18 protein-coding genes and 1 pseudogene are annotated in these 21141 nt (G+C 72.6%); 6 read left to right on the top strand and 13 right to left on the bottom strand.

The genetic code is table 11. The annotated features are described in order from the left end of the window. Positions 1–89: 89 nt before the first annotated feature. The 4 genes from ACFXGI_RS30155 to ACFXGI_RS30140 form a co-directional block, all read right to left on the bottom strand. Positions 90–365, bottom strand: a complete 276-nt coding sequence (locus ACFXGI_RS30155; protein ID WP_030871760.1) for a hypothetical protein — start codon at positions 363–365, stop codon at positions 90–92. A 289-nt stretch (positions 366–654) separates the two neighbouring features. Further along, entirely contained in the window at positions 655–1500 is an 846-nt protein-coding gene (locus ACFXGI_RS30150) for a LytR/AlgR family response regulator transcription factor (protein WP_384713327.1), read from the bottom strand. A 160-nt stretch (positions 1501–1660) separates the two neighbouring features. Further along, positions 1661–2647, bottom strand: coding sequence for an SCO0930 family lipoprotein (locus ACFXGI_RS30145; protein ID WP_384713436.1), 987 nt, complete (start codon positions 2645–2647; stop codon positions 1661–1663). Positions 2648–2771: 124 nt separating this feature from the next. After that, positions 2772–3812, bottom strand: a complete 1041-nt coding sequence (locus tag ACFXGI_RS30140) for a GDSL-type esterase/lipase family protein (RefSeq protein WP_384713324.1) — start codon at positions 3810–3812, stop codon at positions 2772–2774. 333 nt (positions 3813–4145) lie between these two features. Between ACFXGI_RS30140 and ACFXGI_RS30135 the strand changes: the two genes are divergently transcribed. Together ACFXGI_RS30135 and ACFXGI_RS30130 are read left to right on the top strand one after the other, a co-directional pair. Further along, positions 4146–5615 (top strand): amino acid transporter, encoded by a 1470-nt coding sequence (locus ACFXGI_RS30135; protein ID WP_384713321.1) that lies wholly within the window; start codon positions 4146–4148, stop codon positions 5613–5615. A 10-nt stretch (positions 5616–5625) separates the two neighbouring features. Further along, positions 5626–6081, top strand: coding sequence for an Lrp/AsnC family transcriptional regulator (locus ACFXGI_RS30130; RefSeq protein WP_007262967.1), 456 nt, complete (start codon positions 5626–5628; stop codon positions 6079–6081). A gap of 82 nt (positions 6082–6163) precedes the next feature. Here the strand turns inward: ACFXGI_RS30130 and ACFXGI_RS30125 are convergent, their stop codons facing one another. Next, entirely contained in the window at positions 6164–6481 is a 318-nt protein-coding gene (locus tag ACFXGI_RS30125; RefSeq protein WP_384713318.1) for a WhiB family transcriptional regulator, read from the bottom strand. A gap of 172 nt (positions 6482–6653) precedes the next feature. Beyond that, a complete protein-coding gene (locus ACFXGI_RS30120) occupies positions 6654–7370 on the bottom strand; it encodes a GNAT family N-acetyltransferase (RefSeq protein ID WP_384713315.1) in 717 nt (238 codons plus the stop codon). 445 nt (positions 7371–7815) lie between these two features. Here ACFXGI_RS30120 and ACFXGI_RS30115 point away from each other — a divergent pair, with 445 nt between their 5' ends. From ACFXGI_RS30115 to ACFXGI_RS30105, 3 genes are all read left to right on the top strand, one after another. Next, positions 7816–8190, top strand: coding sequence for a hypothetical protein (locus ACFXGI_RS30115; RefSeq protein WP_384713312.1), 375 nt, complete (start codon positions 7816–7818; stop codon positions 8188–8190). A 167-nt stretch (positions 8191–8357) separates the two neighbouring features. Next, positions 8358–9158, top strand: coding sequence for a carbon-nitrogen hydrolase family protein (locus ACFXGI_RS30110; protein ID WP_384713309.1), 801 nt, complete (start codon positions 8358–8360; stop codon positions 9156–9158). Between the two features lie 51 nt (positions 9159–9209). Beyond that, positions 9210–10907 (top strand): flavin monoamine oxidase family protein, encoded by a 1698-nt coding sequence (locus ACFXGI_RS30105; RefSeq protein WP_384713306.1) that lies wholly within the window; start codon positions 9210–9212, stop codon positions 10905–10907. Positions 10908–10986: 79 nt separating this feature from the next. Here the strand turns inward: ACFXGI_RS30105 and ACFXGI_RS30100 are convergent, their stop codons facing one another. From ACFXGI_RS30100 to ACFXGI_RS30090, 3 genes are all read right to left on the bottom strand, one after another. Then, entirely contained in the window at positions 10987–11628 is a 642-nt protein-coding gene (locus tag ACFXGI_RS30100) for a DUF5995 family protein (RefSeq protein WP_030871793.1), read from the bottom strand. A 92-nt stretch (positions 11629–11720) separates the two neighbouring features. Further along, positions 11721–13187 carry a uracil-xanthine permease family protein gene (locus tag ACFXGI_RS30095; RefSeq protein WP_384713303.1) on the bottom strand — a complete coding sequence of 489 codons (1467 nt, stop codon included), beginning with the start codon at positions 13185–13187 and terminating at the stop codon, positions 11721–11723. 64 nt (positions 13188–13251) lie between these two features. Beyond that, positions 13252–14466, bottom strand: a complete 1215-nt coding sequence (locus tag ACFXGI_RS30090) for an MFS transporter (protein WP_384713300.1) — start codon at positions 14464–14466, stop codon at positions 13252–13254. A 55-nt stretch (positions 14467–14521) separates the two neighbouring features. On the opposite strand from ACFXGI_RS30090, the gene ACFXGI_RS30085 reads away from it, so the two are divergent. Further along, positions 14522–15679 (top strand): ROK family transcriptional regulator, encoded by a 1158-nt coding sequence (locus ACFXGI_RS30085; RefSeq protein WP_384713297.1) that lies wholly within the window; start codon positions 14522–14524, stop codon positions 15677–15679. Positions 15680–15723: 44 nt separating this feature from the next. Here the strand turns inward: ACFXGI_RS30085 and ACFXGI_RS30080 are convergent, their stop codons facing one another. The 4 genes and pseudogenes from ACFXGI_RS30080 to ACFXGI_RS30065 all read right to left on the bottom strand — a co-directional run bounded on the left by ACFXGI_RS30080 (position 15724) and on the right by ACFXGI_RS30065 (position 21043). Continuing rightward, entirely contained in the window at positions 15724–16710 is a 987-nt protein-coding gene (locus ACFXGI_RS30080; RefSeq protein ID WP_384713294.1) for a CorA family divalent cation transporter, read from the bottom strand. Positions 16711–16825: 115 nt separating this feature from the next. Continuing rightward, positions 16826–17593: an SDR family oxidoreductase gene (locus ACFXGI_RS30075; protein ID WP_384713291.1), complete on the bottom strand. Its 768-nt coding sequence runs from the start codon at positions 17591–17593 to the stop codon at positions 16826–16828. Positions 17594–17623: 30 nt separating this feature from the next. Next, entirely contained in the window at positions 17624–18565 is a 942-nt protein-coding gene (gene sigJ / locus ACFXGI_RS30070) for an RNA polymerase sigma factor SigJ (RefSeq protein ID WP_384713288.1), read from the bottom strand. A 103-nt stretch (positions 18566–18668) separates the two neighbouring features. Next, a pseudogene (locus ACFXGI_RS30065) lies at positions 18669–21043 on the bottom strand (chitinase C-terminal domain-containing protein). Positions 21044–21141 lie beyond the last annotated feature (98 nt).

The following is a 21141-nucleotide window of genomic DNA, read 5'->3' as shown; positions in this document are numbered from 1 at the left end:
GGGGTACCGGAGTCTACGCAGGCCCGCGGAGCCCGCAACAGACGCGAACCGGGCCGATCCCCACCCCTCCCACCGGCCGAAAAGGGGTGTCAGAGCGCGGGATCGCGATGCTCGGCGCAGTCGCGCAGGGCGATCTCCAGTTCCACGTACGAGTCTTCGGCGCGGCGGAAGGCCAGGGTCAGGGCGGCCTCGGCGCGGGGCGGGAGCTGTCGGCGGACGCCCTCGTTGGCCTCGTACAGGACGTCGGCCCAGCGGGCGGCGGCGCTGCGCAGGCGGGCGAGCAGCAGTTCGGCCTCGGCGGGGCCGGCGGGCGGGGTCCGGGGCAGTACGGCCAGCGCGTCGAGCAGCGCCTGGATCTCGGCCATGCGCACCCCCCAGCTCGTTCCCGGCGGGCTCCACCATAGGTCCGGGGCCGGTCGGCCGCGGGCGGTGGGGGCCGCGGTGCGACCGACGGCAGCGGTGGGGCGCCGTACGTCCCGTTCGGTGCGACGAACGGCGCCCGCGCACGCCGGACGGTCGGTGGTCCGCCAGGGGGTGTCCTGCCGACCAGCCCCCGCGAGCCCGGCCTGATCGGCAAGACACCCCCAGGTCGTGTCGTCGAAGTCCCGCCGGCCCCGCCCTTCCGGGCGGCCGACGTCGCTTTGACGACACTCCCTAGCCGGTCGCCTGGCGCATCAGCAGGTCCCGCAGCTGGCGGGAGTGGCGGCGGCTGACCTGGAGCTCGGCGGATCCGACGCGGACGCTGGTGGTGCCCGCGTCCAGCCGGAGCTCGTCGATCCGGCCGAGGGCCACCAGGTGGCGGCGGTGGATGCGGACGAACCCGCGGGCCGCCCAACGCTCCTCCAGCGTGGAGAGCGGGATGCGGACCAGGTGGCTGCCCTCGCCGGTGTGAAGGCGGGCGTAGTCGCCCTGGGCCTCGACGTACGCGATGTCGGCGATCGCCACGAACCGGGTGACGCCGCCCAGCTCGACGGCGATCTGGTCCGCGGTGCGGTCGGCGATGGTGACCTCGGGGGCGGGGCGGCGCTGCGGCGGGACGCTCGCACCGGCCGGGGTGACGGGAGCGGCCGGGGGTCCCGCGGGCCCGGGCGGCTGCGCGGCGGCGGTCCGGCCCAGCTGGGCGCAGGCCCGGCGGACGGCCTCGGCCAGCCGCTCCGGGCGGACGGGCTTGAGTACGTAGTCCACGGCCTTGAGGTCGAAGGCCTGGACGGCGAACCCCTCGTGGGCGGTGACGAACACGATCAGCGGCGGCCGCGCGAACCCGGCCAGCAGCCGGGCGATGTCCAGGCCGGTCAGTCCCGCCATGTGGATGTCGAGGAAGACGACGTCGATGCCGTCGGGCCCCTCGGGGCCGGTCTCCAGGGCCCTGGTGATCCGCCGCAGGGCCTGCGTGGCGTCCGAGGCGCCCTCGGCGCTGAGCACCCGCGGGTCGGAGTCCAGCAGGTAGAGGAGCTCCTCGAGGAGCGGCTTCTCGTCGTCGACGGCCAGTACGCGCAGCATGCGGTGGAGTGTATGGAGGAGAACGCCAAGGCGGAACGGGTGCGCGGCGGAACGGGTGCGCGGCCCGCCTGCCGGGGGGAGTGGGCAGGGGGCCGCGCGGTTCCAGATGTGGGGGAGGGAGCGGGGGAGCGGTCAGGAGTCGGCGGTCAAGAGCCGGTGATCAGGAGGTGGTGATCAGCTTGCCGTCGGGGGACACCGCGTACCACGTGCCGCCGACGCCCTGGCCGTTGATGTCGCCGGCCTTCTTGTCACCCGTGAAGGTGTAGACGGGCCAGCAGTCGATGGCCTGCTGCTTCTTGCCGTCGGGGCGGTCCAGGACGGAGTAGCCCTTCTCCACGATGCCCTTGGCGTTGGCCTTGTCGACCGGGGGCACCACGGGCCACTTGGCCACGCAGTCGCCGGTGCAGTTGGAGGCCATCGGCCAGGCGGTGTCCTTCTTGAAGCGGTAGACCGTCATCCCGTTGCCGTCGACGATGTGCTCGCCGAGCTTGGGGTCCTTGGCCACGGTCAGCGCGCCCGCGGCCTCGCCCGCTCCGGCCGGAGCTCCGGCCGGAGCGGCGGCGGCCGCCTTCGCGGCCTTCTTGCCGTCGGCGGCCAAGGCGAACCAGGTGCCGCCGACGCCCTGCCCGTTGGTCTCGCCCGCCTTGGTGTCCTTGCTGTACCGGTACACCGGCCAGCCGGCGACCGTCAGCTGCTTGCTGCCGTCGGTGCGCACGACCTCGCCCAGCAGGGCCGCGTCCATGCCCGCGGCGGCGGTGGCGTCGCCGGCCGCCACGGCGGGCCAGGCCTTCGCGCAGTCCCCGTCGCAGTTGGACTTCGGCGGCTTGGCGGTGTCCTTGTCGAAGCGGTAGAGGGTGAAGCCCGCGCTGTCGGTGAGGAGGGCGCCGATCTGCTCGTTCTGGGCGACGGCCAGCTGTCCGGCACCCTTGGCGTCCGCGCCGGCGGCGGCTCCCGCGCCGGAGTCGGAACCGTAGTCGGATCCGTAGGCGCCGGAGCCGGCGCCGGAAGCGGCAGCGGCAGCGGGAGCCTGGGACGCGGCCCCGGCCGGCTTGGCGTTGCCCGCCGTGTCGTCCCCGCCGCAGGCGGTGGCCGTCAGGGCGACGACGACTGCGACGGCGGCCAGGGTGGTTCCGCGCTTGATGCCCATCTTGATCTCTCCCACGTGTGGTGTCTCCGTGTCCGCCGCCCGTCTCCGGTGCGTCGGCAACTGTGCTCAGGACACGCCCTGTCGGGGTCGATCTGTTCAAGCGGATTCCTGTGGGCTGTTTCACTCACCCCGGACCGAACCCGGAGCGCCGCAGAGCCGTGACCACAGCGAGGCCGAGGACCTGGTGTCCGGAGTCGTTGGGGTGCAGCCCGTCCGCCAGGTGCTCGGGACCCAGCAGGTCACGCCCCGGAAGCAGGGCGAGGCGGTCGTCCCCGGCGGTGATCCGCTCGCTGGCGGCCCGCTCCATCGCGTCGCGCAGGGCGCCCAGGGTGGCGCCGAGCCGGTTCGGGGTGCGCTCGGCGTCGGGCCGCAGTACGGGGGAGACCAGCAGCAGCGGGGTCCGCGGATGCCCCTGACGGACCAGTTCGAGGAAGGCGCGGGTGGTCTCGTACAGCAGCGGCGCCGAAAAGGGCACACGGGACCAGCAGTTGGTGCCGAACGCGAGGGTGAGGACATCGGCGGGCAGCCCGGCGATCTGCTCGGCGGTGGCGAGTTCCCCGCGGGCGGCGCCCGCGTACCCGAGGTTGACCGTGTCCCAGCCCAGCGCTCGCCCGGCGACCGCGGGCCAGCCGTGGGCGGGCCGGGTCGCCCACCAGCCCTCGGTGATCGAATCGCCGTGCACCACCCAGCGCGGGCCGGCCGGAGCCGGGGCGACGGCGCCGCCGATCCCGCGCAGGCCGAGGATCAGCGGGGACTGCCCCTCCGGCGGGTGCAGGGTGAACGGGCCGCTCCCGCCGGGCAGTTCGATCCGTACGACGGCCTCCGCGGCCGGCTCGGTCCAGACCTCGCGGACCACCCCGTGCCGGTCCCACAGCGCGAAGGCGTGTGCGAGGTCGCGCAGCGCGTCGGTGGGGCCGGGCACGGTCGCCCGGTAGCGGATCTCCACGGCGTGCGCCGCGTGCGCCGTGAACTCCAGACGCACCCCTATCGGCAGGGTGGCCCGCTCCCCGGTGTCCCACGGCAGCCGCATGGCGTCCTGCGGGTCGGCCCGGACCGGGCGCCCCTTGTCCAGCCAGGCGACCCCGCGCAGGAAGGGCCCCGGGTCCAGCCAGTGCGTGACGGTGCTCTCGGTGCTCTTCGTGTTCTCGGCGTTCTCGGCGTTCACGGGGCGCCTCCGGTCGTCGGTCCCGGCGGGCATGCTGCGGGAGTTCTGATGAGGAGTCAACGAAGGAGACAAAGGGGGCGTACGCACTGATCGATCATCCGTGCGCAACAAAGGACCATCCAGGACAGATCCGCGCAACGATCGTGCGGCAATGTGCAAGGATGGTGCATTACGGGCGGTATCACTCAGCTCGTAGGCTCACTCGCTGTACGTGGAGTGGCGCGGACCGCCTGCTCGGCGGTCCCCCATGCCCAGGCTCCTTTGTCTGTGTCCTGCCCCGGACCGCTGCGGTCGATGCCACAGTCCCCATCCGCAGTGTCAAAGGAGTCCCTCGTGCTCGAAACCGGCCAGGCGCCACCGCTCGCCTCCGAGCCCCGCAAGCCTGTGAACCCTCTGCTGCGCCGCAAGCCGGTCGAGCAGATGGTCGCCGAGGGCGGCCAGGGTGAGGGCGGCAGTCTGCGCCGCTCGCTCACCATGTGGCAGCTGACCATGATCAGCATCGGCGCCACCCTGGGCACCGGCATCTTCGTGGTCCTCGGCGAGGCGGCCCCCAAGGCCGGCCCTGCCGTCACGATCTCCTTCATCATCGCGGGCCTGACCGCCCTCTTCTCGGCGCTCTCCTACGCGGAGCTGGCCGGATCGGTGCCGGTCTCCGGCTCCTCCTACTCGTACTCGTACGCCACCATGGGCGAGTTCATCGCCTGGGTCTGCGGCTGGTGCCTGGTCCTGGAGTACGCCGTGTCCGTCGCGGCGGTCGCCGTCGGCTGGGGCCAGTACCTCAACGAGCTGCTCGACGGGACCATAGGCGTCACGATCCCCGACGCCGTGTCCGCGCCGCTGGGCGAGGGCGGCTTCATCAACCTGCCGTCGCTGGTCGTCGTCCTGCTCGCCATGGTCTTCCTGATGCGCGGCGCCAAGGAGAGCGCCCGGATCAACACGATCATGGTCGCGGTGAAGATCGTCACCCTGGTGCTCTTCATCGGCATCGGCGTCATGGGCATCAAGTCCGGCAACTACACCCCGCTGGCCCCGCTCGGCATCACCGGCATCAGCGCCGCCGCCTCCACACTCTTCTTCTCGTACATCGGCTTCGACGCCGCCTCCACCGCCGGTGAGGAAGCCAAGAACCCGAAGAAGGACCTGCCCCGCGCGATCATGCTCTCGCTGGGCATCGTCACCGTCCTGTACTGCCTCGTCGCCTTCGTCGCCGTCGGCGCACTGCCCTGGAAGGACTTCGAGGGCACCGAGGCCGCGCTGGCCCAGATCATGACCAACGTCACCGGTGACAGCTTCTGGGGCGTCGTCCTCGCCGCCGGCGCCGTCGTCGCCATCGCCTCCGTCGTCTTCGCCGTCCTCTACGGCCAGACCCGCATCCTCTTCGCGATGTCCCGCGACGGCCTCGTCCCCAAGGTCTTCGCCAAGGTCGACGAGAAGACCGGCGCCCCCCGCGCCAACGTGGTGATCGTCTCCCTGTTCTGCGGCGCGCTCGCGGCGTTCATCCCCCTGGGTGAGCTGGCCAACGCGACGAGCATCGGCACCCTCTTCGCCTTCGCCCTCGTCAACGTCGCCGTGGTGATCCTGCGCCGCACCAAGCCCGACATGCCGCGCACCTTCAAGGTGGCGCTCTTCCCGGTCACGCCGATCCTCGGCTTCCTCGCCTGCGGCTACATGATGTACAGCCTGCCGGCGGCGACGTGGATCGCTTTCGGTGTCTGGATGGCCATCGGCCTCGTGGTCTACTTCCTGTACGGCATTCGCCGCTCCCGACTGGCCACGGCAGAAGTGGCCACAGCAGAAAAGTGATCGACCCGCAGTGCGACTGAACGATCTCGACGAACGCATCGTGCACGCCCTCGCCGAGGACGCCCGCCGCTCCTACGCCGACATCGGCTCCGAGGTCGGCCTCTCGGCCCCGGCCGTGAAGCGTCGCGTGGACCGGCTGCGGGCCGAGGGGGCCATCACCGGCTTCACCGTCCGCGTCGACCCCGCCGCCATGGGCTGGGAGACCGAGGGCTTCATAGAGATCTACTGCCGCCACAACACCTCGCCGGACGACATCCGGCGGGGGCTGGAGCGGTACCCGGAGGTGGTGTCCGCGTCGACCGTCACCGGCGACGCGGACGCCCTCGTGCAGGTCTTCGCCTCCGACATGCGGCACTTCGAGCGGGTGCTGGAGCGCATCGCGGGCGAGCCGTTCGTGGAGCGCACCAAGTCCGTCCTGGTCCTCTCCCCGCTGCTGCGCCGCTTCACCTCGGGCGCGCCGGCCTGACCGCCGCCCCCCTCGAACACCGCTGCGCCCCGGCATCGCGAATGCCGGGGCGCAGCCGCGTCCGGGGTCCTGCGGGCGGCGTTCAGCGGTGCCCCGCCCTCGCGCGGGCCGCAACGGTACGGCGGCCGGTCTGCTCCGGCAGGGCCCGGCGCTCCTCCTCCGTCAGCCCGCCCCAGACCCCGAAGGGCTCCCGGGTCCGCAGCGCGTGCTCCAGGCACGCCTCGCGCACCGGGCACACCGCACAGACCCGCTTCGCGGCCTCGTCGCGGTCCTCGCGCTCCTCGCCCCGCTCACCGGCCGGATGGTAGAAACGGCCCGGCCCCAGATTCCGGCAGGCGGCCCGCAGCTGCCACTGCCAGTGATGGTGTGCGGTGCCGGGCAGGCGTGAGACGTCGTTCATCGCAGGTCCTCTCGGTTCCTTTCGCTTCCATGGGATTCCCCGCGTGTGACCGCTGCGCGCCCCGCGAAACCTGCCAGCCCTGCCTCCGGCCCCGTGCCCGCCCCCGTGCCCCGCTCTCGCGCCCCCGTGCCCCGCTCTCCCGCCCCCGTGCCCCGCTCCGCGAAGTCGCGCGTCAGGCAGCCCCGTCCGGGGTGCGGACGCCCATGAAGAGCGGGCGGCGGCGCAGCGTGAAGCCCATCGACTCGTAGAGGGCGATGGCCCCCGTGTTGCCGGCCGCCGCGTGCAGGAACGGGCGGTCGCCGCGCTCGCGGACGTCGGCGGCCACCGCCCTGATCAGCCGGCCCGCGAGCCCCTTGCCCCGGTGGTCGGGGTGCGTGCACACCGCGCTGATCTCCGACCAGCCGGGCGGGCGCATCCGTTCCCCCGCCATCGCGACGAGCCGGCCCTCGTGCCGGATCCCGAGGTACGTGCCCAGCTCGACGGTGCGCCGGGCGAACGGCCCCGGCTTCGTGAGGCCGACCAGCTCCAGCATCTCCGGCACGTCGGCCGGCCCCAGCCGGACCGCCTCGGGCGCGGCCCCGGCCCGTACCGCCCCGCCGTCCAGCTGGACGCCCGGTATCGAGTCCTCCGTCGTCCACCCCGCGGGCGGGGTCGGCAGGCCGGTGATCCAGACCGTCGTACCCGGGCCGGCCAGCGCGGCCAGATCCGCCCAGGCCGCCGGGTCCTCCGGGTCCGCGAGCGCGACGAACGGCGAGGTGTCGGCGACGTACCGGGCCGCGAGCCCCGCGGGCCCGGCCTCGGCGAAGGCGCTGCTCGGGCCGGTCAGCGCGGCCCAGACCGGGTTGTCGAGGACGTGCACGGGCGTGGCCGTATCGGTGTCGGGCGCCATGGGGTCGGGAACTCCTTCCCTCGGGAACGGCCGCAGGACCGTCCACCACCTTCTTGACGGCCCCGCGCACCGCCACGAGACTGCTGGTGACGACGGTCACGAGAGTCAGCGTCCGTCGCGGGCGCGTTTATGCCCCAAGGGCGGGACGGAGTCGGTGGACATGGCCAGGACGGCTCGTGCACGGGCGCGGATCCTCCGTCGCTGGTGGCTGACCCGGCGCCTGCACATCGACCTGCTGCGCGTGCGCAGCGCCTTCCGCGCGACCGCCTGAGCCTCCTCGTACGCCGCGCGAGGCCTCCCCGACGGTCCCGTCCGACCCGCAGGGCGACCGTACGTTCCACGGGTTCCCGCGCCGCGTACGCATCCCCGCACCGACTCCGTGAACCCGGCGCGCGCCGCGCCGCCGGGAGGTCCGCAACGCCCCCGCGCCGTCCCCAGGAGAGTCATGCTGCCCATGGTCCTGCCCCGAACCGGTCCGGCCCTCGCCCTGCGCGGCCGCATCGGCGCCGGCTTCTCGCCCGTGCCGCACCGCTACCGCCTCTACCTCTGCGCCGACTGTCCGAACTGCCTGCGCGTCGCTGCCGCCCTCACCCGGCTCGGCCTGGAGGACTCCGTCGCCACCACCCTGCTCGGCACGTCCGCCTCGTACGCCGCACTGCGCCGGGCCTACGAGGCCGTCGGGCACCACTACGACGGCGCGCTGGCCGTCCCCGCCCTGTGCGACACCTGGAGCGGCCGCGTCATCGGCAACGACACGGACGATATCCTCGACGACCTGTGGCGACTGCGCGCCCACCCGGCCTTCCGCGCCGACACGTAGCCCCCGGCGGGAGGGGAGTCCACGGGCCCGCGCAACGAATCGCCGTCCGCGCCCCAAAAAGCGCAACGAATCGATGCGCGGAGCGCAACAGTCATGGCTTGTCGACGTCGAACGGGTGAACGTACCTTCAATAGGACCCACTCCCCTCCTGCCACAGAGGTACGCCCATGCCCCCGCTGCGCACCGCCCTCCTCCAGAGTTCCGGACGGCTCGGCGACACCGCCGAGAACCTGAAGGCGCTCGACGAGGCCGCGCAGCGCGCCGCACAGGCGGGTGCCGGGCTCCTCGTGACCTCGGAGATGTTCCTGACCGGCTACGCGCTGGAGGTCCGGGAAGTCGCCGACCTCGCCGAGGCCGCCGACGGCATGTCGGCCCGCGCCATCGGCGAGATCGCCCGCCGCCACGGCCTCGCCGTCCTGTACGGCTACCCGGAGCGCGACGGGGACACCGTGTACAACGCGGCCCAGCTCATCGGCCCCGACGGGGTCCGGCTCGCGAACTACCGCAAGACCCACCTCTTCGGCTGCTTCGAGCAGGACGCCTTCACCCCCGGCGACACCCCCGTCGTCCAGGCGGACCTGAACGGCCTCCGCATCGGCATCATGATCTGCTACGACGTGGAGTTCCCCGAGAACGTCCGCGCCCACGCCCTGGCCGGCACCGACCTCCTCCTGGTGCCGACCGCGCAGATGCACCCGTTCCAGTTCGTCGCCGAACAGCTCGTCCCCGTAAGGGCCTTCGAGAACCAGATGTACATCGCGTACGTCAACCGCACCGGTCCGGAAGGCGAGTTCGAGTTCGTCGGACTCAGCTGCCTGGCGAGCCCCGACGGGGTGACCCGCACCCGGGCCGGGCGCGGCGAGGAGCTGGTGGTCGGCGAGGCCGATCCCGAGCTGCTGCGCGCGTCGCGCGAGACCAACCCGTACCTGCGCGACCGCCGCCCCGGGCTCTACGACTCCCTCGTCTGAGCCCCGCCAGCGCCCTCCCCCCTGCCCCACCCCCGCAAGGAGCCGTACCCCATGACGTCCACGGTGCCCACCACCGCCGTCCCGCACAGCGACGGACAGCCGCCGATCACCATGTTCGGCCCGGACTTCCCGTACGCGTACGACGACTTCCTCGCCCACCCCGCCGGCCTGGGCCAGATCCCGGCGACCGAGCTCGGGACCGAGGTCGCCGTCATCGGCGGCGGGCTCTCCGGCATCATCTCCGCCTACGAGCTGATGAAGATGGGCCTCAAGCCCGTCGTCTACGAGGCGGACCAGATCGGCGGCCGGCTGCGCACCGTCGGCTTCGAGGGCGCCGGCACCGAGGGCCTGACCGCGGAGATGGGCGCCATGCGCTTCCCGCCGTCCTCCACCGCGCTCCAGCACTACATCGACCTCGTGGGCCTGGTCACCGAGCCCTTCCCGAACCCGCTCGCCGAGGCCACCCCCTCGACGGTCGTGGACCTCAAGGGCGAGACCCACTACGCCGAGACCATCGCCGACCTCCCGCAGGTCTACCGCGACGTGTCGGCCGCGTGGAACGCCTGCCTCGACGAGGGCGCCGACTTCTCCGACATGAACCAGGCGATGCGCGAGCGGGACGTCCCGCGCATCCGCGAGATCTGGGCGAAGCTCGTCGAGAAGCTCGACGACGAGACCTTCTACGGCTTCCTCTGCAAGTCCGAGGCCTTCCAGTCCTTCCGCAAGCGCGAGATCTTCGGCCAGGTCGGCTTCGGCACGGGCGGCTGGGACACCGACTTCCCGAACTCCATCCTGGAGATCCTGCGCGTCGTCTACACCGAGGCGGACGACCACCACCGCGGCATCGTCGGCGGCTCGCAGCAGCTGCCGCTGCGCCTGTGGGAGCGCGAGCCCGAGAAGATCGTCCACTGGGCGCAGGGCACCTCGCTGTCCTCCCTGCACGACGGCACCCCGCGTCCGGCGGTGACCCGCCTGCACCGCACGGCCGGCAACCGCATCACGGTCACCGACGCCGACGGCGACATCCGTACGTACCGTGCCGCGATCTTCACGGCGCAGTCCTGGATGCTCCTGTCGAAGATCGCCTGCGACGACACGCTGTTCCCGATCGACCACTGGACGGCGATCGAGCGCACCCACTACATGGAGTCGTCCAAGCTCTTCATCCCCGTCGACCGGCCGTTCTGGCTGGACAAGGACGAGGAGACGGGCCGCGACGTCATGTCGATGACCCTGACGGACCGCATGACGCGCGGCACGTACCTCCTGGACAACGGCCCGGACGCGCCGGCCGTCATCTGCCTCTCGTACACCTGGTGCGACGACAGCCTGAAGTGGCTGCCGCTGTCCGCGAACGAGCGGATGGAGGTCATGCTGAAGTCCCTCGGCGAGATCTACCCGAAGGTCGACATCCGCCGTCACATCATCGGCAACCCGGTGACCGTGTCCTGGGAGAACGAGCCCTACTTCATGGGTGCGTTCAAGGCCAACCTGCCGGGCCACTACCGCTACCAGCGGCGCCTGTTCACCCACTTCATGCAGGACCGCCTCCCCGAGGACAAGCGCGGCATCTTCCTCGCGGGCGACGACATCTCCTGGACGGCGGGCTGGGCCGAGGGCGCGGTCCAGACGGCGCTGAACGCGGTCTGGGGCGTCATGCACCATCTCGGCGGCACCACGGACGCCACGAACCCCGGCCCGGGCGACGTCTACGACGAGATAGCCCCGGTCGAACTCCCGGAGGACTGACCCACCCGGTCCCTCCGCCCCATGACCACGGGCCGCCCCCGCGCCACAAGCGCGGCGGCGGCCCGTTCTCATGCCCCGCTCAGGAGGTCGGGGTGAGGAGGCAGCGGCCCACCAGGCCCACTCCGGCGTCCAGGGAGTCCGTGAATTCCTCGGCCAGGTCGGGGGAGCGGCGCAGGGTCCACAGGAGGCGGGCCGCCGACCAGGCGGCGCCGCGGGCGCGGTCCAGGCTCCACGAGCCGAGCAGATGCGTCAGCGGGTCGGCGATCTCCAGGAGGTCCGGGCCCGGCATCAGGTCCTCCCGGATGTGCTCCTCCAGGGAGACCAGGGTGTCGCCGACCCGGTCGAAGTCCGCCTCCAGGGCCCGCGGTTCGCAGTCCAGGGCCCGGCAGGTGGCCACCACCGCCAGCGCCAGGTCGTGCCCGATGTGCGCGTTGATCCCGGCCAGGGCGTGCTGGAGCGGCCGGACGCCCGGGTGGCGGCGGTACTGGAGCAGCGGGCGCCAGCAGGCCGGGGCCCGGTCCGCCTCCACCGCCGTCAGGTACCGCTCCGCGAACCGCACGCTCAGCGTCTCAGCCCGCCGCGGCGCCGGGAACTCCCCGTGGGAGATGCGCGCGTGCAGCGTTTCCGTCACCGTCAGGTACACCCGGTTGAAGACGGCGACACCGTCCTGTGCGGGGAGGCGCTCGTCCAGGGCGCGCATCCGCGCGAGTACCGCTTCCATGGAGGGCAGCGTCGCAGCCTGAGGTGCGGATCCGGGGAACTTGGCCGTGTGCTTCGCCGGTTCGGGCGAACCCGGCCCGTTCGACGGCTCCGTCAGGGGCGGCCGTCCCGGGCGGCCCCGCCCTCGTCTCCGTCGCCCGCGCCGCCCCCGTTACCCGCGCCGCCCCCGTTACCCGCGTCGCCCCCGTCACCCGCGTCGTACGCCGACGTGCCCGCGTCGAGCAGCGGCTCCTGCTGCTTCAGGTGCGCCGGCGCGAAGTACCGCAGCGCGTGGTAGCCCGTGATCACCACGATCGTGCCGAGCGCGATGCCGCCCAGCTCGAAGCTGTCCGTGAACTGCAGCTTCACCCCGCCGATGCCGATGATGATGCCCGCCGCGGCCGGCACCAGGTTCAGCGGATTGCGCAGGTCCACCCCGCCGTTGATCCAGATCTGCGCGCCGAGCAGGCCGATCATCCCGTACAGGATCACGGTGATCCCGCCCAGCACCCCGCCGGGGATCGCGGCGACGACCGCGCCGAACTTGGGGCACAGGCCGAAGAGCAGCGCGAAGCCCGCCGCCGCCCAGTAGGCCGCCGTCGAGTAGACGCGGGTGGCCGCCATCACGCCGATGTTCTCGGAGTACGTGGTGTTCGGCGGACCGCCCACCGCCGTGGACAGCATCGACGCGGCGCCGTCCGCCGCGATCGCCGTGCCGAGCTCGTCGTCGAGCGGGTCCCCGGTCATCTCGCCGACGGCCTTGATGTGCCCGGCGTTCTCGGCGATCAGAGCGATCACCACCGGCAGGGCGATCAGGATCGCCGACCACTCGAACTGCGGTGCGTGGAAGGACGGCAGGCCGATCCAGTCCGCCTTGGCGACACCCGAGAGGTCGAGCCGCCAGTGGTCGACGGCCGCCTCCCCGCCCACCGTCGAGTGGATCTTGCCGAAGAGCAGGTCGAAGATCCAGGAGATCCCGTACCCGAAGAGCAGCCCCAGGAAGATCGCGATCCGCGACCAGAAGCCGCGCAGGCAGACCACGGCCGCCCCCGTGAACAGCATGGTCAGCAGCGCCGTCCACTGGTCCTGCGGCCAGTACGTCGAGGCCGTCACCGGCGCCAGGTTGAAGCCGATCAGCATCACCACCGCGCCCGTCACCACCGGCGGCATCGCGGCGTGGATGATCCGCGCCCCGAAGCGCCGCACGGCGAGCCCCGCCAGGAACAGGGCCGCGCCGACCACGAAAACCGCGCCCGTGACGACCGCGCTGTCCCCGCCGCTCGCCCGGATCGCCGCGGCGACGCCCACGAAGGAGAGGGAGCAGCCCAGGTACGAGGGCACCCGCCCGCGCGTGGCCAGCAGGAAGACGGCCGTCGCGACACCCGACATCATGATGGCCAGGTTCGGGTCCAGGCCCATCAGGACGGGCGCGACGAAACTCGCCCCGAACATCGCCACGACGTGCTGGGCGCCGAGCCCTGCGGTCCGCGGCCACGACAGCCGCTCGTCCGGCCGTACCACCGCGCCGGGGGCGGGGGTCCGCCCGTCTCCGTGCAGGGTCCAGCCCACGCCGAGGCCCATGTTTCCACCACTTCCGTCGAACCGATCGATCAAGCATCCGGGCCGCGGAGCAGCCTGCGCAATGTTACGGGCGGATAGCCGCTGGCTCGTCCCGGTCCACCGGCGCCGACCCGGCCGCCACCGGCTTCTGCCGCAGTACGGCGGCCCCCACGACCAGCGCGAACGCGAGCAGCGTGACCAGCCCGAAGGACACCACGAGCGAGGTGGCGTCCGCCACCGCGCCGATCGCCGACGGCGCGATCAGCCCCGAGGTGTACGTGATCGTCGCGACGCCCGCGATGGCCTGCGCCGGGGCCGGCCCGCTGCGCGCGGCGGCCGCGAAGGCCAGCGGGACCACCACCGCGATGCCGAGCCCGATCAGTCCGAAGCCCGCGATCGCCACGGCCGGATTCCCGGCCGTCACCACGAGCACCCCGCCCGCGGTGGCCAGCAACCCGCTCGCCCGGACCGTGCGTACCGCCCCGAACCGGTCCACCACCCGGTCCCCGACGAGCCGGGCGAGGGACATGGTGAGCGCGAACGCGGTGGTGCAGGCGGCCGCGAGGCCGGCGTCCGTGTCCAGTACGTCGCGCAGGTAGACCGCCGACCAGTCCATGCTCGCGCCCTCCGCGAAGACCGCGCAGAACCCGATCGCGCCGATCAGCAGCGCGGACTTCGGGGGCGGCGCGAAGTGCGGCGGCGCCTCCGCCCCCGCGGCGCTGCGCAGGTCGAGCACCCCTCGCACGGCGACCAGCCCGGCCGCGGTCAGGGCGAGCGCGGCGACCAGGTGGTGGAGCCGGGCGTCGGCCCCGGCGTGTGCGGCGACCGTGCCGGCCGCCGAACCGATCAGCGCGCCCACGCTCCACATGCCGTGCAGCGAGGACATGATCGACCGGCCGAGCCGGTTCTCGGTCTCGACGCCCAGCGCGTTCATCGCCACGTCCGCCATCCCGGCCGTGGCTCCGTAGACGAACAGGGCGAAGCACAGGGCGGCCAGGTTCGGGGCGAGGCTCGGCAGGATCAGCGACAGGGTCCACAGCACCAGCAGCCCCCGCAGCGCGGAGCGGGCTCCGAAGCGGTGGTTGATCCGGCCGGCCAGCGGCATCGCGACCGCCGCGCCCAGGGCGGGGAAGGCGAGGGCGAGGCCCAGGGTGCCCGCACTGAGCTGGGCGTGCTCCTGGATCCAGGGGATGCGGGTGGCGAAGGAGCCCGTGACGGCCCCGTGGGTGCAGAAGACGGCGGCTATGGCGAAGCGGGCATGGCGCAGGCGCGCCGGGCTGAGGTCTGTTTCCCCTGTCATGGAATTAAACTATCAGGGACCCTGCCTGATAGTTAATGCCGAGGAGCTGCCTAGGATGGGCGCCGTGACTCCTGCCAAGGCCCTGATCCCCGCCGCCCCGTCGCCCGCGTCGCCGAGCACGGCCCGGGCCATCAACGACCGCCTGGCCCTGCGACTCCTGCAGGAGGAGGGGCCGCTGACCGCCACTCAGCTCAAGGCGATGACCGGTCTGTCCCGCCCCTCGGTCGCCGATCTCGTCGAGCGGCTCACCGGCGCCGGCCTGATCGAGGTCGTGGGGGAGTCGGGAGAGCAGCGCCGCGGACCCAATGCCCGGGTGTACGGGATCGTCGCCCGCCGCGCCTACCTGGCGGCCCTGGACGTACGGACGGACAGCGCGACCGCGGTCGTCGCGGACCTGCTCGGCCGCCCGCTGGCCCAGGCCGCGCTGCCGGTGGACGCGGTGGACGAGGCGGTGGACGCGCTGGAGGCCCTCGGGCGGGAGGCGGGCGCGGACGGGCTGCACACGGTGGTGGTCGGCGCCCCCGGTCTGGTGGCCCCGGCCGGGGAGCTGCGCAGCACGGCCGGACTGCCCGCCTGGCACCGGGACCTGGTGGCGGCGCTGCAGCGGCGGCTGCCGGCCGCGGTGGCGGTGGAGAACGAGACCAACCTGGCGGCCCTCGCCGAACAGCGGGTCGGCGCGGCCCGGGACCTGGACTCCTTCGTACTGCTGTGGCTCGGCGCGGGCGTCGGCGCGGCGGTGGTCCTGGACGGGCGGCTCCGGCGGGGGGCCTCCGGCGGAGCGGGCGAGATCGGCTTCCTGCCCGTGCCGGGTACGGGACGGCTCCCCTCGGCCACGGACTGCGGGGGCGGGTTCCACGCCCTGGTCGGCCGGGATGCGGTGGCGGCTCTGGCGGCGGAGCACGGCTGGACCGGCCCGGTGGACGAGGCGGTGTCGGGGGCGGCGGGCGAGCCCTTCCTCGAAGCCCTGGCGGAACGGCTGGCGCTGGGCGCGGCGGCGGTCGCGGCGGTCCTGGACCCGGGGTGCCTGGTCCTGGCGGGGGAGCTCGGCCACGCGGGCGGCCCCGCCCTCGCGTCGGCGGTGGCCCGCCGGCTGACGACGCTGACCCCGGTCCCGATGGAGGTCCGGGCCACGGCCCTCGGCGACTCGGCGGTCCTCACGGGAGCGCGCCTGGCCGCCCGCGAAGCCGCCCAGGCGGACCTCTTCGCCCCCTGAGCCGCACCGTACCGGCCCGAGCTGCACGGGCCCGGCCCGACGGCCTACTCGTCGTCGATGCTCTCGTCGTGGAGCCGGCGCCAGATGCGGGTGCGGTGCAGCACGTAGAGCGCACCGGCCAGGAAGACCACCTGGAGTCCCACGGCGAGCGCCCAGAAGATGCTCCGGCTCTCCAGCTCGTCCGTCAGGTAGGCGAAGTTCATGCCGAAGAACCCCGTCAGGAAGGTCAGCGGCAGAAAGATCGTGGAGACGATCGCGAGCCGGTTGATCACGCCGTTCTGCTCGCCGGACACCAGCGAGGAGTAGGTGGCGAAGCCGCGCCGGGCGGCTTCCTGGAGTGCCTCGATGTCCGTCAGCACCAGCCTCGACACGCGCTGGTACTCCCGGGCGAGCCGCTGGCGCTCCTCCGGGAAGTTGCGGTTCAGCACCCGGCGCGTGATGGCCTCCTCCGCCGCCTGGTGGTAGGGGAGGAGCGTGTGGTGCAGGAGCGCCGAGGTCCGGCGCAGCCGCGCCAGGCTGTAGAGCTGCTCGGGCTTGCGCTGCCGGAACATCTCGTCCTCCAGGTCCTCCACCTCCAGAAGGGCCTGGACGGCGGACCGCCGGTAGGTCTCCAGGGCCTCGCCCAGCAGCAGGAACAGCGTGGCCACGGCGTCGGGGGGCCGTTCGTGCGGGAGTCGGGCGACAAGGTTCTCCACCAGCCCGGCCGGTCCCCGGTGCACCGTGACCAGGTACCGCTCGGTGGCCACGACGTGGAGGTGGACGACCTGGCCCGCCTCGACCGCGGGGACGACGAACGCGGCGGCGTCACCGAGGAACTCGGCGCGGGCGGATTCCCTCTCGCGGCCGAGCCACGCCAGGTCCTCGGCCTCCAGGCCGAGCAGGTGGGCGATCGGCTGCTCCCCGGGCGGTGCCTCCTCGGGCAGCTCCGCGTCCACGAACAGGAAGCGGGATCGCCCGAGGAGGTCACGGGCCTCGGACACCGGGGTACGCCGCGCGATGCCCTCCGGCATGGACACCACTGAAACGATCATCGCCCCTCACCGTGGATCATGCTGTGGGTCATCTGGCGCGGTCATTCATGGCGGTAACTCCCATATTGCCCCTTGCCGGGTCCGCGCAAGCGTACGAGAGCCTCCGCGTGGTGGCTCACCCAGCGGCCTCCGCCGCCCCGGCGGCCCGGGCCGCCAGGAACTCGGCGAAGGTGATCTTGCCGACGGCGTGCGAGGGGGTCAGGTTGCCGCCGCGGCGGAAGGCCGCGTACGCCTTCCCCGCCAGGGGCAGCGGGAACACCGTGCGCGGACGCCCCGTCGCCGCCAGGTACGAGCGGCCCAGCCCCACCAGCGTGTGGATCTCCGGGCCGCCCATGTCCGTGACCCGGCCCGCCGGTGTCGGGACGGCCAGTTCCGCCAGCCGGTCCGCGACCTCCTCCACGGCGACCGGCTGCACCCGGACCCCCTTCGGCAGCGGCACCGGCACCACCGGCACCTTCGCCAGCGCGTCCGTCAGCGTCGCCACCAAGTCGTGGAACTGCGTCGTGCGCAGGATCGTGACGCCCAGCCCCGACGCCTCCAGCATCCGCTCGACCTTGTACTTCACCGTGTAGTAGCCGAACGGGACCACGTCCACCCCGACGATCGAGATGTAGACGACGTTCGTGACCGTTCCGGCCCGCCGGGCCGCCTCGATCAGGTGTCCGGCGGCCACGTCGTCACCGCCGCGCGGGGTGCTCGCGCAGTGCACGACCACCTCCGCGCCGGCCATCGCCGCATCCAGCCCGCTGCCGTTCCGCAGATCGACCGGGTGGTCCTTCGCGCTGCGGCTCAGGACCCGTACGTCGTGGCCCGCGGCCCGCAGCCGGGTGACGACCCGCCTGCCGAGGTTCCCGGTGCCTCCGGTGACGAGAATCGTGCTCATGGTGTCCGTTCCTTCCCTGAAGGGATCCGTTCACCAGCCGGGACCGGACAGCCCCCGGGAATGTGACAGCTGCCGCTGAAGGAATTCCAGCTTCTCCGGATTCACCACGCTCCGCACCCCGCGGACCAGCCCGTCCTCGAACTCCACCTGCAGGACCGCGCCCCCGCCGACCAGCAGGGCGATCTCGCCGTTGACCTCCGCGAGGGCGACCGGCTGCCCGGCCCCGTACTTGCGCAGCGCACCCGCCAGGAACCGCGCCACCTTCTCCCGGCCCAGGATCGGCCGCCGGGCCGCGGTGACGATCCCGCCGCCGTCCGCGACGTACCGCACGTCGGCGGTCAGCATGGACTCCAGCCGGGCCAGGTCCCCCTCGCGCGCCGCCGCCAGGAAGGTCTCCACCAGGCTCTGCCACCGCGCCGCGTCCGGCTCGAAGCGCGGGCGCGGGCGCGGCGCGGCCGCCCCCGCCTCCGCCCGGCCCGCCTCCACGCGCCCCGCCGCCCGGCGGTACAGCTGCCGGCAGTTGGGCTCCGTCAGGTCGAGCAGCCCGGCGATCTCCCGGTGGCCGTACGCGAAGGCCTCGCGCAGCACGTACACCGCCCGCTCCACCGGGGTCAGCCGCTCCAGCAGGACCAGCAGCGCCATCGAGACGCCGTCCCGCTGTTCGGCCGACTCCAGCGGGCCCAGCGCCCCGCCCCCGGTGAGGACCGGCTCCGGGAGCCAGGGGCCGACGTACTCCTCGCGCCGGGCCCGGGCCGAGGTCAGCCGGTTCAGGCACAGGTGCGTGACCACCTTGGCGAGCCATGCCCCCGGGTGCTCGATGCCCTCGCGCCCGGCGGAGCTCCAGCGCAGCCAGGCGTCCTGGACGGCGTCCTGCGCCTCGGCGGCCGAGCCGAGCATGCGGTAGGCGATCCCGAACATCCGGGGCCGGTGCTCCTCGAAGTCCGCGAGCGCCGCGGGGTCCTGTGCGATCACCGCCGCAGCCTACGAGGGGCACCCGCGTCCGCACGTGCGAGGACCCGGTGGCCGCCGGGCCACCGCGTCCTCACGTCCGTTCACCTACGGCGGGTGCGCGGTGTCAGCAGGCGCCCTGGTCCTTCCAGACGCCCCAGTCGCCGGTGGTGCCGGGCTCCTCGTTCTGCGTCCACCACTGGGCCTTCCAGTTGTGACCCTTGTGCGAGACGACCTGTCCGCCCGTGTGCACGCTGCCCGCGACGTAGGCCGGGTTCGTGCAGGTTCCGCCCGGCGGTGTCGTCGGCGGGGTGGTCGGCGGCGTCGTCGGGGGAGTGGTCGGCGGGGTCGTGGGCGGGGTGGTCGGCGGGATCGTCGGGCCCCCGGCTCGACGAGCGTCGTACCGCGCGCCAGGTCCCCGGCGAGAGCGTAGGCGGTGCCGGAGATGTTCACCGTCCAGTTGGAGGGCGTGGAGACCGGCAGGTAGTAGTTGAACGCCAGGTCCACCGAGGCGCCGGGAGCCAGCGTCTGCCATGCCGGGAGCTTCAGCGAGACCCGCTGGAAGTCGCCCTTCAGCCCGCCGGCGCTGGTGCCGGTGTGGCCGCTGCTGACCACCTTCGTGCCGAAGCCGGACTGGTCGGAGGCGTTGTCCGGGGCCGAGGTCCCGTAGTCGAATTGGAACTCCGTGCCGCCCGGCAGCGTGGCCTTGGTGTTGTTGGTGATCTTGAGCTTCGGGGTGATCGGGTAATTGGAGTCGCCCAGCTTGAACTCGCCGAACTCCGTCCTGATGTCCACGGCCTGGGTCGGCAGGGCGGTCGCGCCCGCCTTCTTCGCGCCGTACGGCGCGGCCGACTTGAACTTCTCGTACATCAGGGAGGTGAGCGTGTCGCCCATCTCGTACTGGCCCTTGGCGGTGTTGTACCCGTAGTCGCCCGCCAGCTCCCAGACCATGGTGCCGCCGATGCCCTTGTTCACCACGTAGTCGGCCTTGGCGGCGACGGACTGCTCGTCCTCCGTCGACAGGAAGACCTTCTTCTGGGCGTTCCACAGCCACGGCGCCACCAGCGCGGAGTCGTACTTGCGGACGTAGGTGCCGGTCAGCGTGGTGTTCGCGGGGAAGCCGTACTTGGTGACGTAGTCGCCGACGACGCCCTTCTCCAGGTTCTTGGCGTGCCACATCGGGTTGGAGCCCGCCGGGGACTCGACCCCGTTGGTGTCCAGGTCGTGCCACAGGTTGTCGATGCCGACCGCGCCGTCCCCGCACTTGGTCAGCCCCGCGCCGGCCGGGCAGGTGGTCGCGGGGGCCTTGCCCCACAGGCCGTCCGTACCGCCCTGCACGTTCTTGAAGCCGCGGGTGTAGTACGGCAGGCCCATGTTGATGCGGCCCGCCGGCATGGAGCCGCGGAAGTAGTGGTAGGCCCAGTCGGAGTTCAGGTAGCCGATGCCGCCGTACTGGGAGGTGGAGTAGACGCCGGCCGCGGCCAGTTCGCCGTCCTTGCCGTCGTCGAAGAGCGAGGCGTTCGGGCCGACGTACTCGTTCCAGGCGCCGTGCAGGTCGTAGGACATGATGTTGACGTAGTCCAGGTACTTCTGCATCTGGAACGTCTCCATGCCGCGCAGCAGGTAGCCGGAGGAGGGGGCGGCGACGGAGAGCAGGTAGTGCTTGCCGTCGGCGGCGCCCGCGCGGTCGAGCTTCTCGCGCAGCGACTTCATCAGCGAGGCGTAGCCCTGGACGAGGCCGGCCCGGCGGGCGTTGGAGAGCTGCCAGTCCAGCGGGTTGCCCGCGTCCTTCATGGTGGTCGGGTACTCGTAGTCGATGTCGACGCCGTTGAAACCGTACTTGCGGATGAACTCGACCGAGGAGTCCGCGAAGGTGTCGATGCCGGCCTGGTTGACCGAGCCGTCGGCGTTGGTGGCCATCGAGTAGAAGCCCCCGGAGGCGACGCGGTTGCCGTCGTCGCCGAAGTGGCCGCCGGTCTCGGCCCAGCCGCCGACCGAGATCAGCGTCTTGACGTTCGGGTACTGCTTCTTGAATTTGTTCAGCAGGTTGAAGTGGCCCTTGTACGGCAGGGCCGGGTCCATCTCGGCGCCCGCCACGCCCGGCCAGGTCATCCCGGTGGCGGCGTTGTTCGCGTTGTCGCCGCCGACCGAGATCCTGTTGTCGGAGCCGACGTGGGCGAAGGCGTAGTTCAGGTGGGTGACCTTGGACCACGGGACGTTGTTGGCCAGGTAGGCGGGGGTGCCGTCCTTGCCCGTCCGCCAGCCGGTGAAATACCCGATGACGCGGCGCTGGTGGTCGGGGCCCATCTTCTCGCGGCCCTCGGAGTCGTAGACCGAGCAGTAGGGGACGTCGACGCCGGCCGTCTTGTACAGCCCGTCGGGGCGACAGCTCTCGTTGTCGGCGGCGTGCGAGACGCCCGCCGAGAGCCCGCCGACCAGCAGTCCGGCGATCGCCGCGCCGGATGTCAGGAGCATCGCTCTCATACGTGTGGGGGACGGCATGGTGCCTCCTGGGGAGGGGAGGATGGCAGACACAAAGGACACAACAGGCGGAGAAGTGGTGCGTGTTGGCCCGTGACGTGCGCACATCTGACGGGCTG

It is taken from the genome of Streptomyces sp. NPDC059355 (genome assembly GCF_042752335.1).
GTDB lineage: Bacteria > Actinomycetota > Actinomycetes > Streptomycetales > Streptomycetaceae > Streptomyces.
This window is presented reverse-complemented; position numbering and strand designations above follow the sequence as displayed.

Bases quoted from the DNA above. Each gene is read 5' to 3' on its own strand.
- ACFXGI_RS30125 (WP_384713318.1), bottom strand. From the start codon at position 6,481: ATGAACGACGTCTCACGCCTGCCCGGCACCGCACACCATCACTGGCAG.
- ACFXGI_RS30090 (WP_384713300.1), bottom strand. From the start codon at position 14,466: ATGACAGGGGAAACAGACCTCAGCCCGGCGCGCCTGCGCCATGCCCGC.
- ACFXGI_RS30100 (WP_030871793.1), bottom strand. From the start codon at position 11,628: ATGGAAGCGGTACTCGCGCGGATGCGCGCCCTGGACGAGCGCCTCCCC.
- ACFXGI_RS30110 (WP_384713309.1), top strand. From the start codon at position 8,358: ATGCCCCCGCTGCGCACCGCCCTCCTCCAGAGTTCCGGACGGCTCGGC.
- ACFXGI_RS30095 (WP_384713303.1), bottom strand. From the start codon at position 13,187: ATGGGCCTCGGCGTGGGCTGGACCCTGCACGGAGACGGGCGGACCCCC.
- ACFXGI_RS30155 (WP_030871760.1), bottom strand. From the start codon at position 365: ATGGCCGAGATCCAGGCGCTGCTCGACGCGCTGGCCGTACTGCCCCGG.
- ACFXGI_RS30075 (WP_384713291.1), bottom strand. From the start codon at position 17,593: ATGAGCACGATTCTCGTCACCGGAGGCACCGGGAACCTCGGCAGGCGG.
- ACFXGI_RS30080 (WP_384713294.1), bottom strand. From the start codon at position 16,710: ATGATCGTTTCAGTGGTGTCCATGCCGGAGGGCATCGCGCGGCGTACC.
- ACFXGI_RS30145 (WP_384713436.1), bottom strand. From the start codon at position 2,647: ATGGGCATCAAGCGCGGAACCACCCTGGCCGCCGTCGCAGTCGTCGTC.
- ACFXGI_RS30120 (WP_384713315.1), bottom strand. From the start codon at position 7,370: ATGGCGCCCGACACCGATACGGCCACGCCCGTGCACGTCCTCGACAAC.
- ACFXGI_RS30115 (WP_384713312.1), top strand. From the start codon at position 7,816: ATGCTGCCCATGGTCCTGCCCCGAACCGGTCCGGCCCTCGCCCTGCGC.
- ACFXGI_RS30105 (WP_384713306.1), top strand. From the start codon at position 9,210: ATGACGTCCACGGTGCCCACCACCGCCGTCCCGCACAGCGACGGACAG.
- ACFXGI_RS30085 (WP_384713297.1), top strand. From the start codon at position 14,522: ATGGGCGCCGTGACTCCTGCCAAGGCCCTGATCCCCGCCGCCCCGTCG.
- ACFXGI_RS30150 (WP_384713327.1), bottom strand. From the start codon at position 1,500: ATGCTGCGCGTACTGGCCGTCGACGACGAGAAGCCGCTCCTCGAGGAG.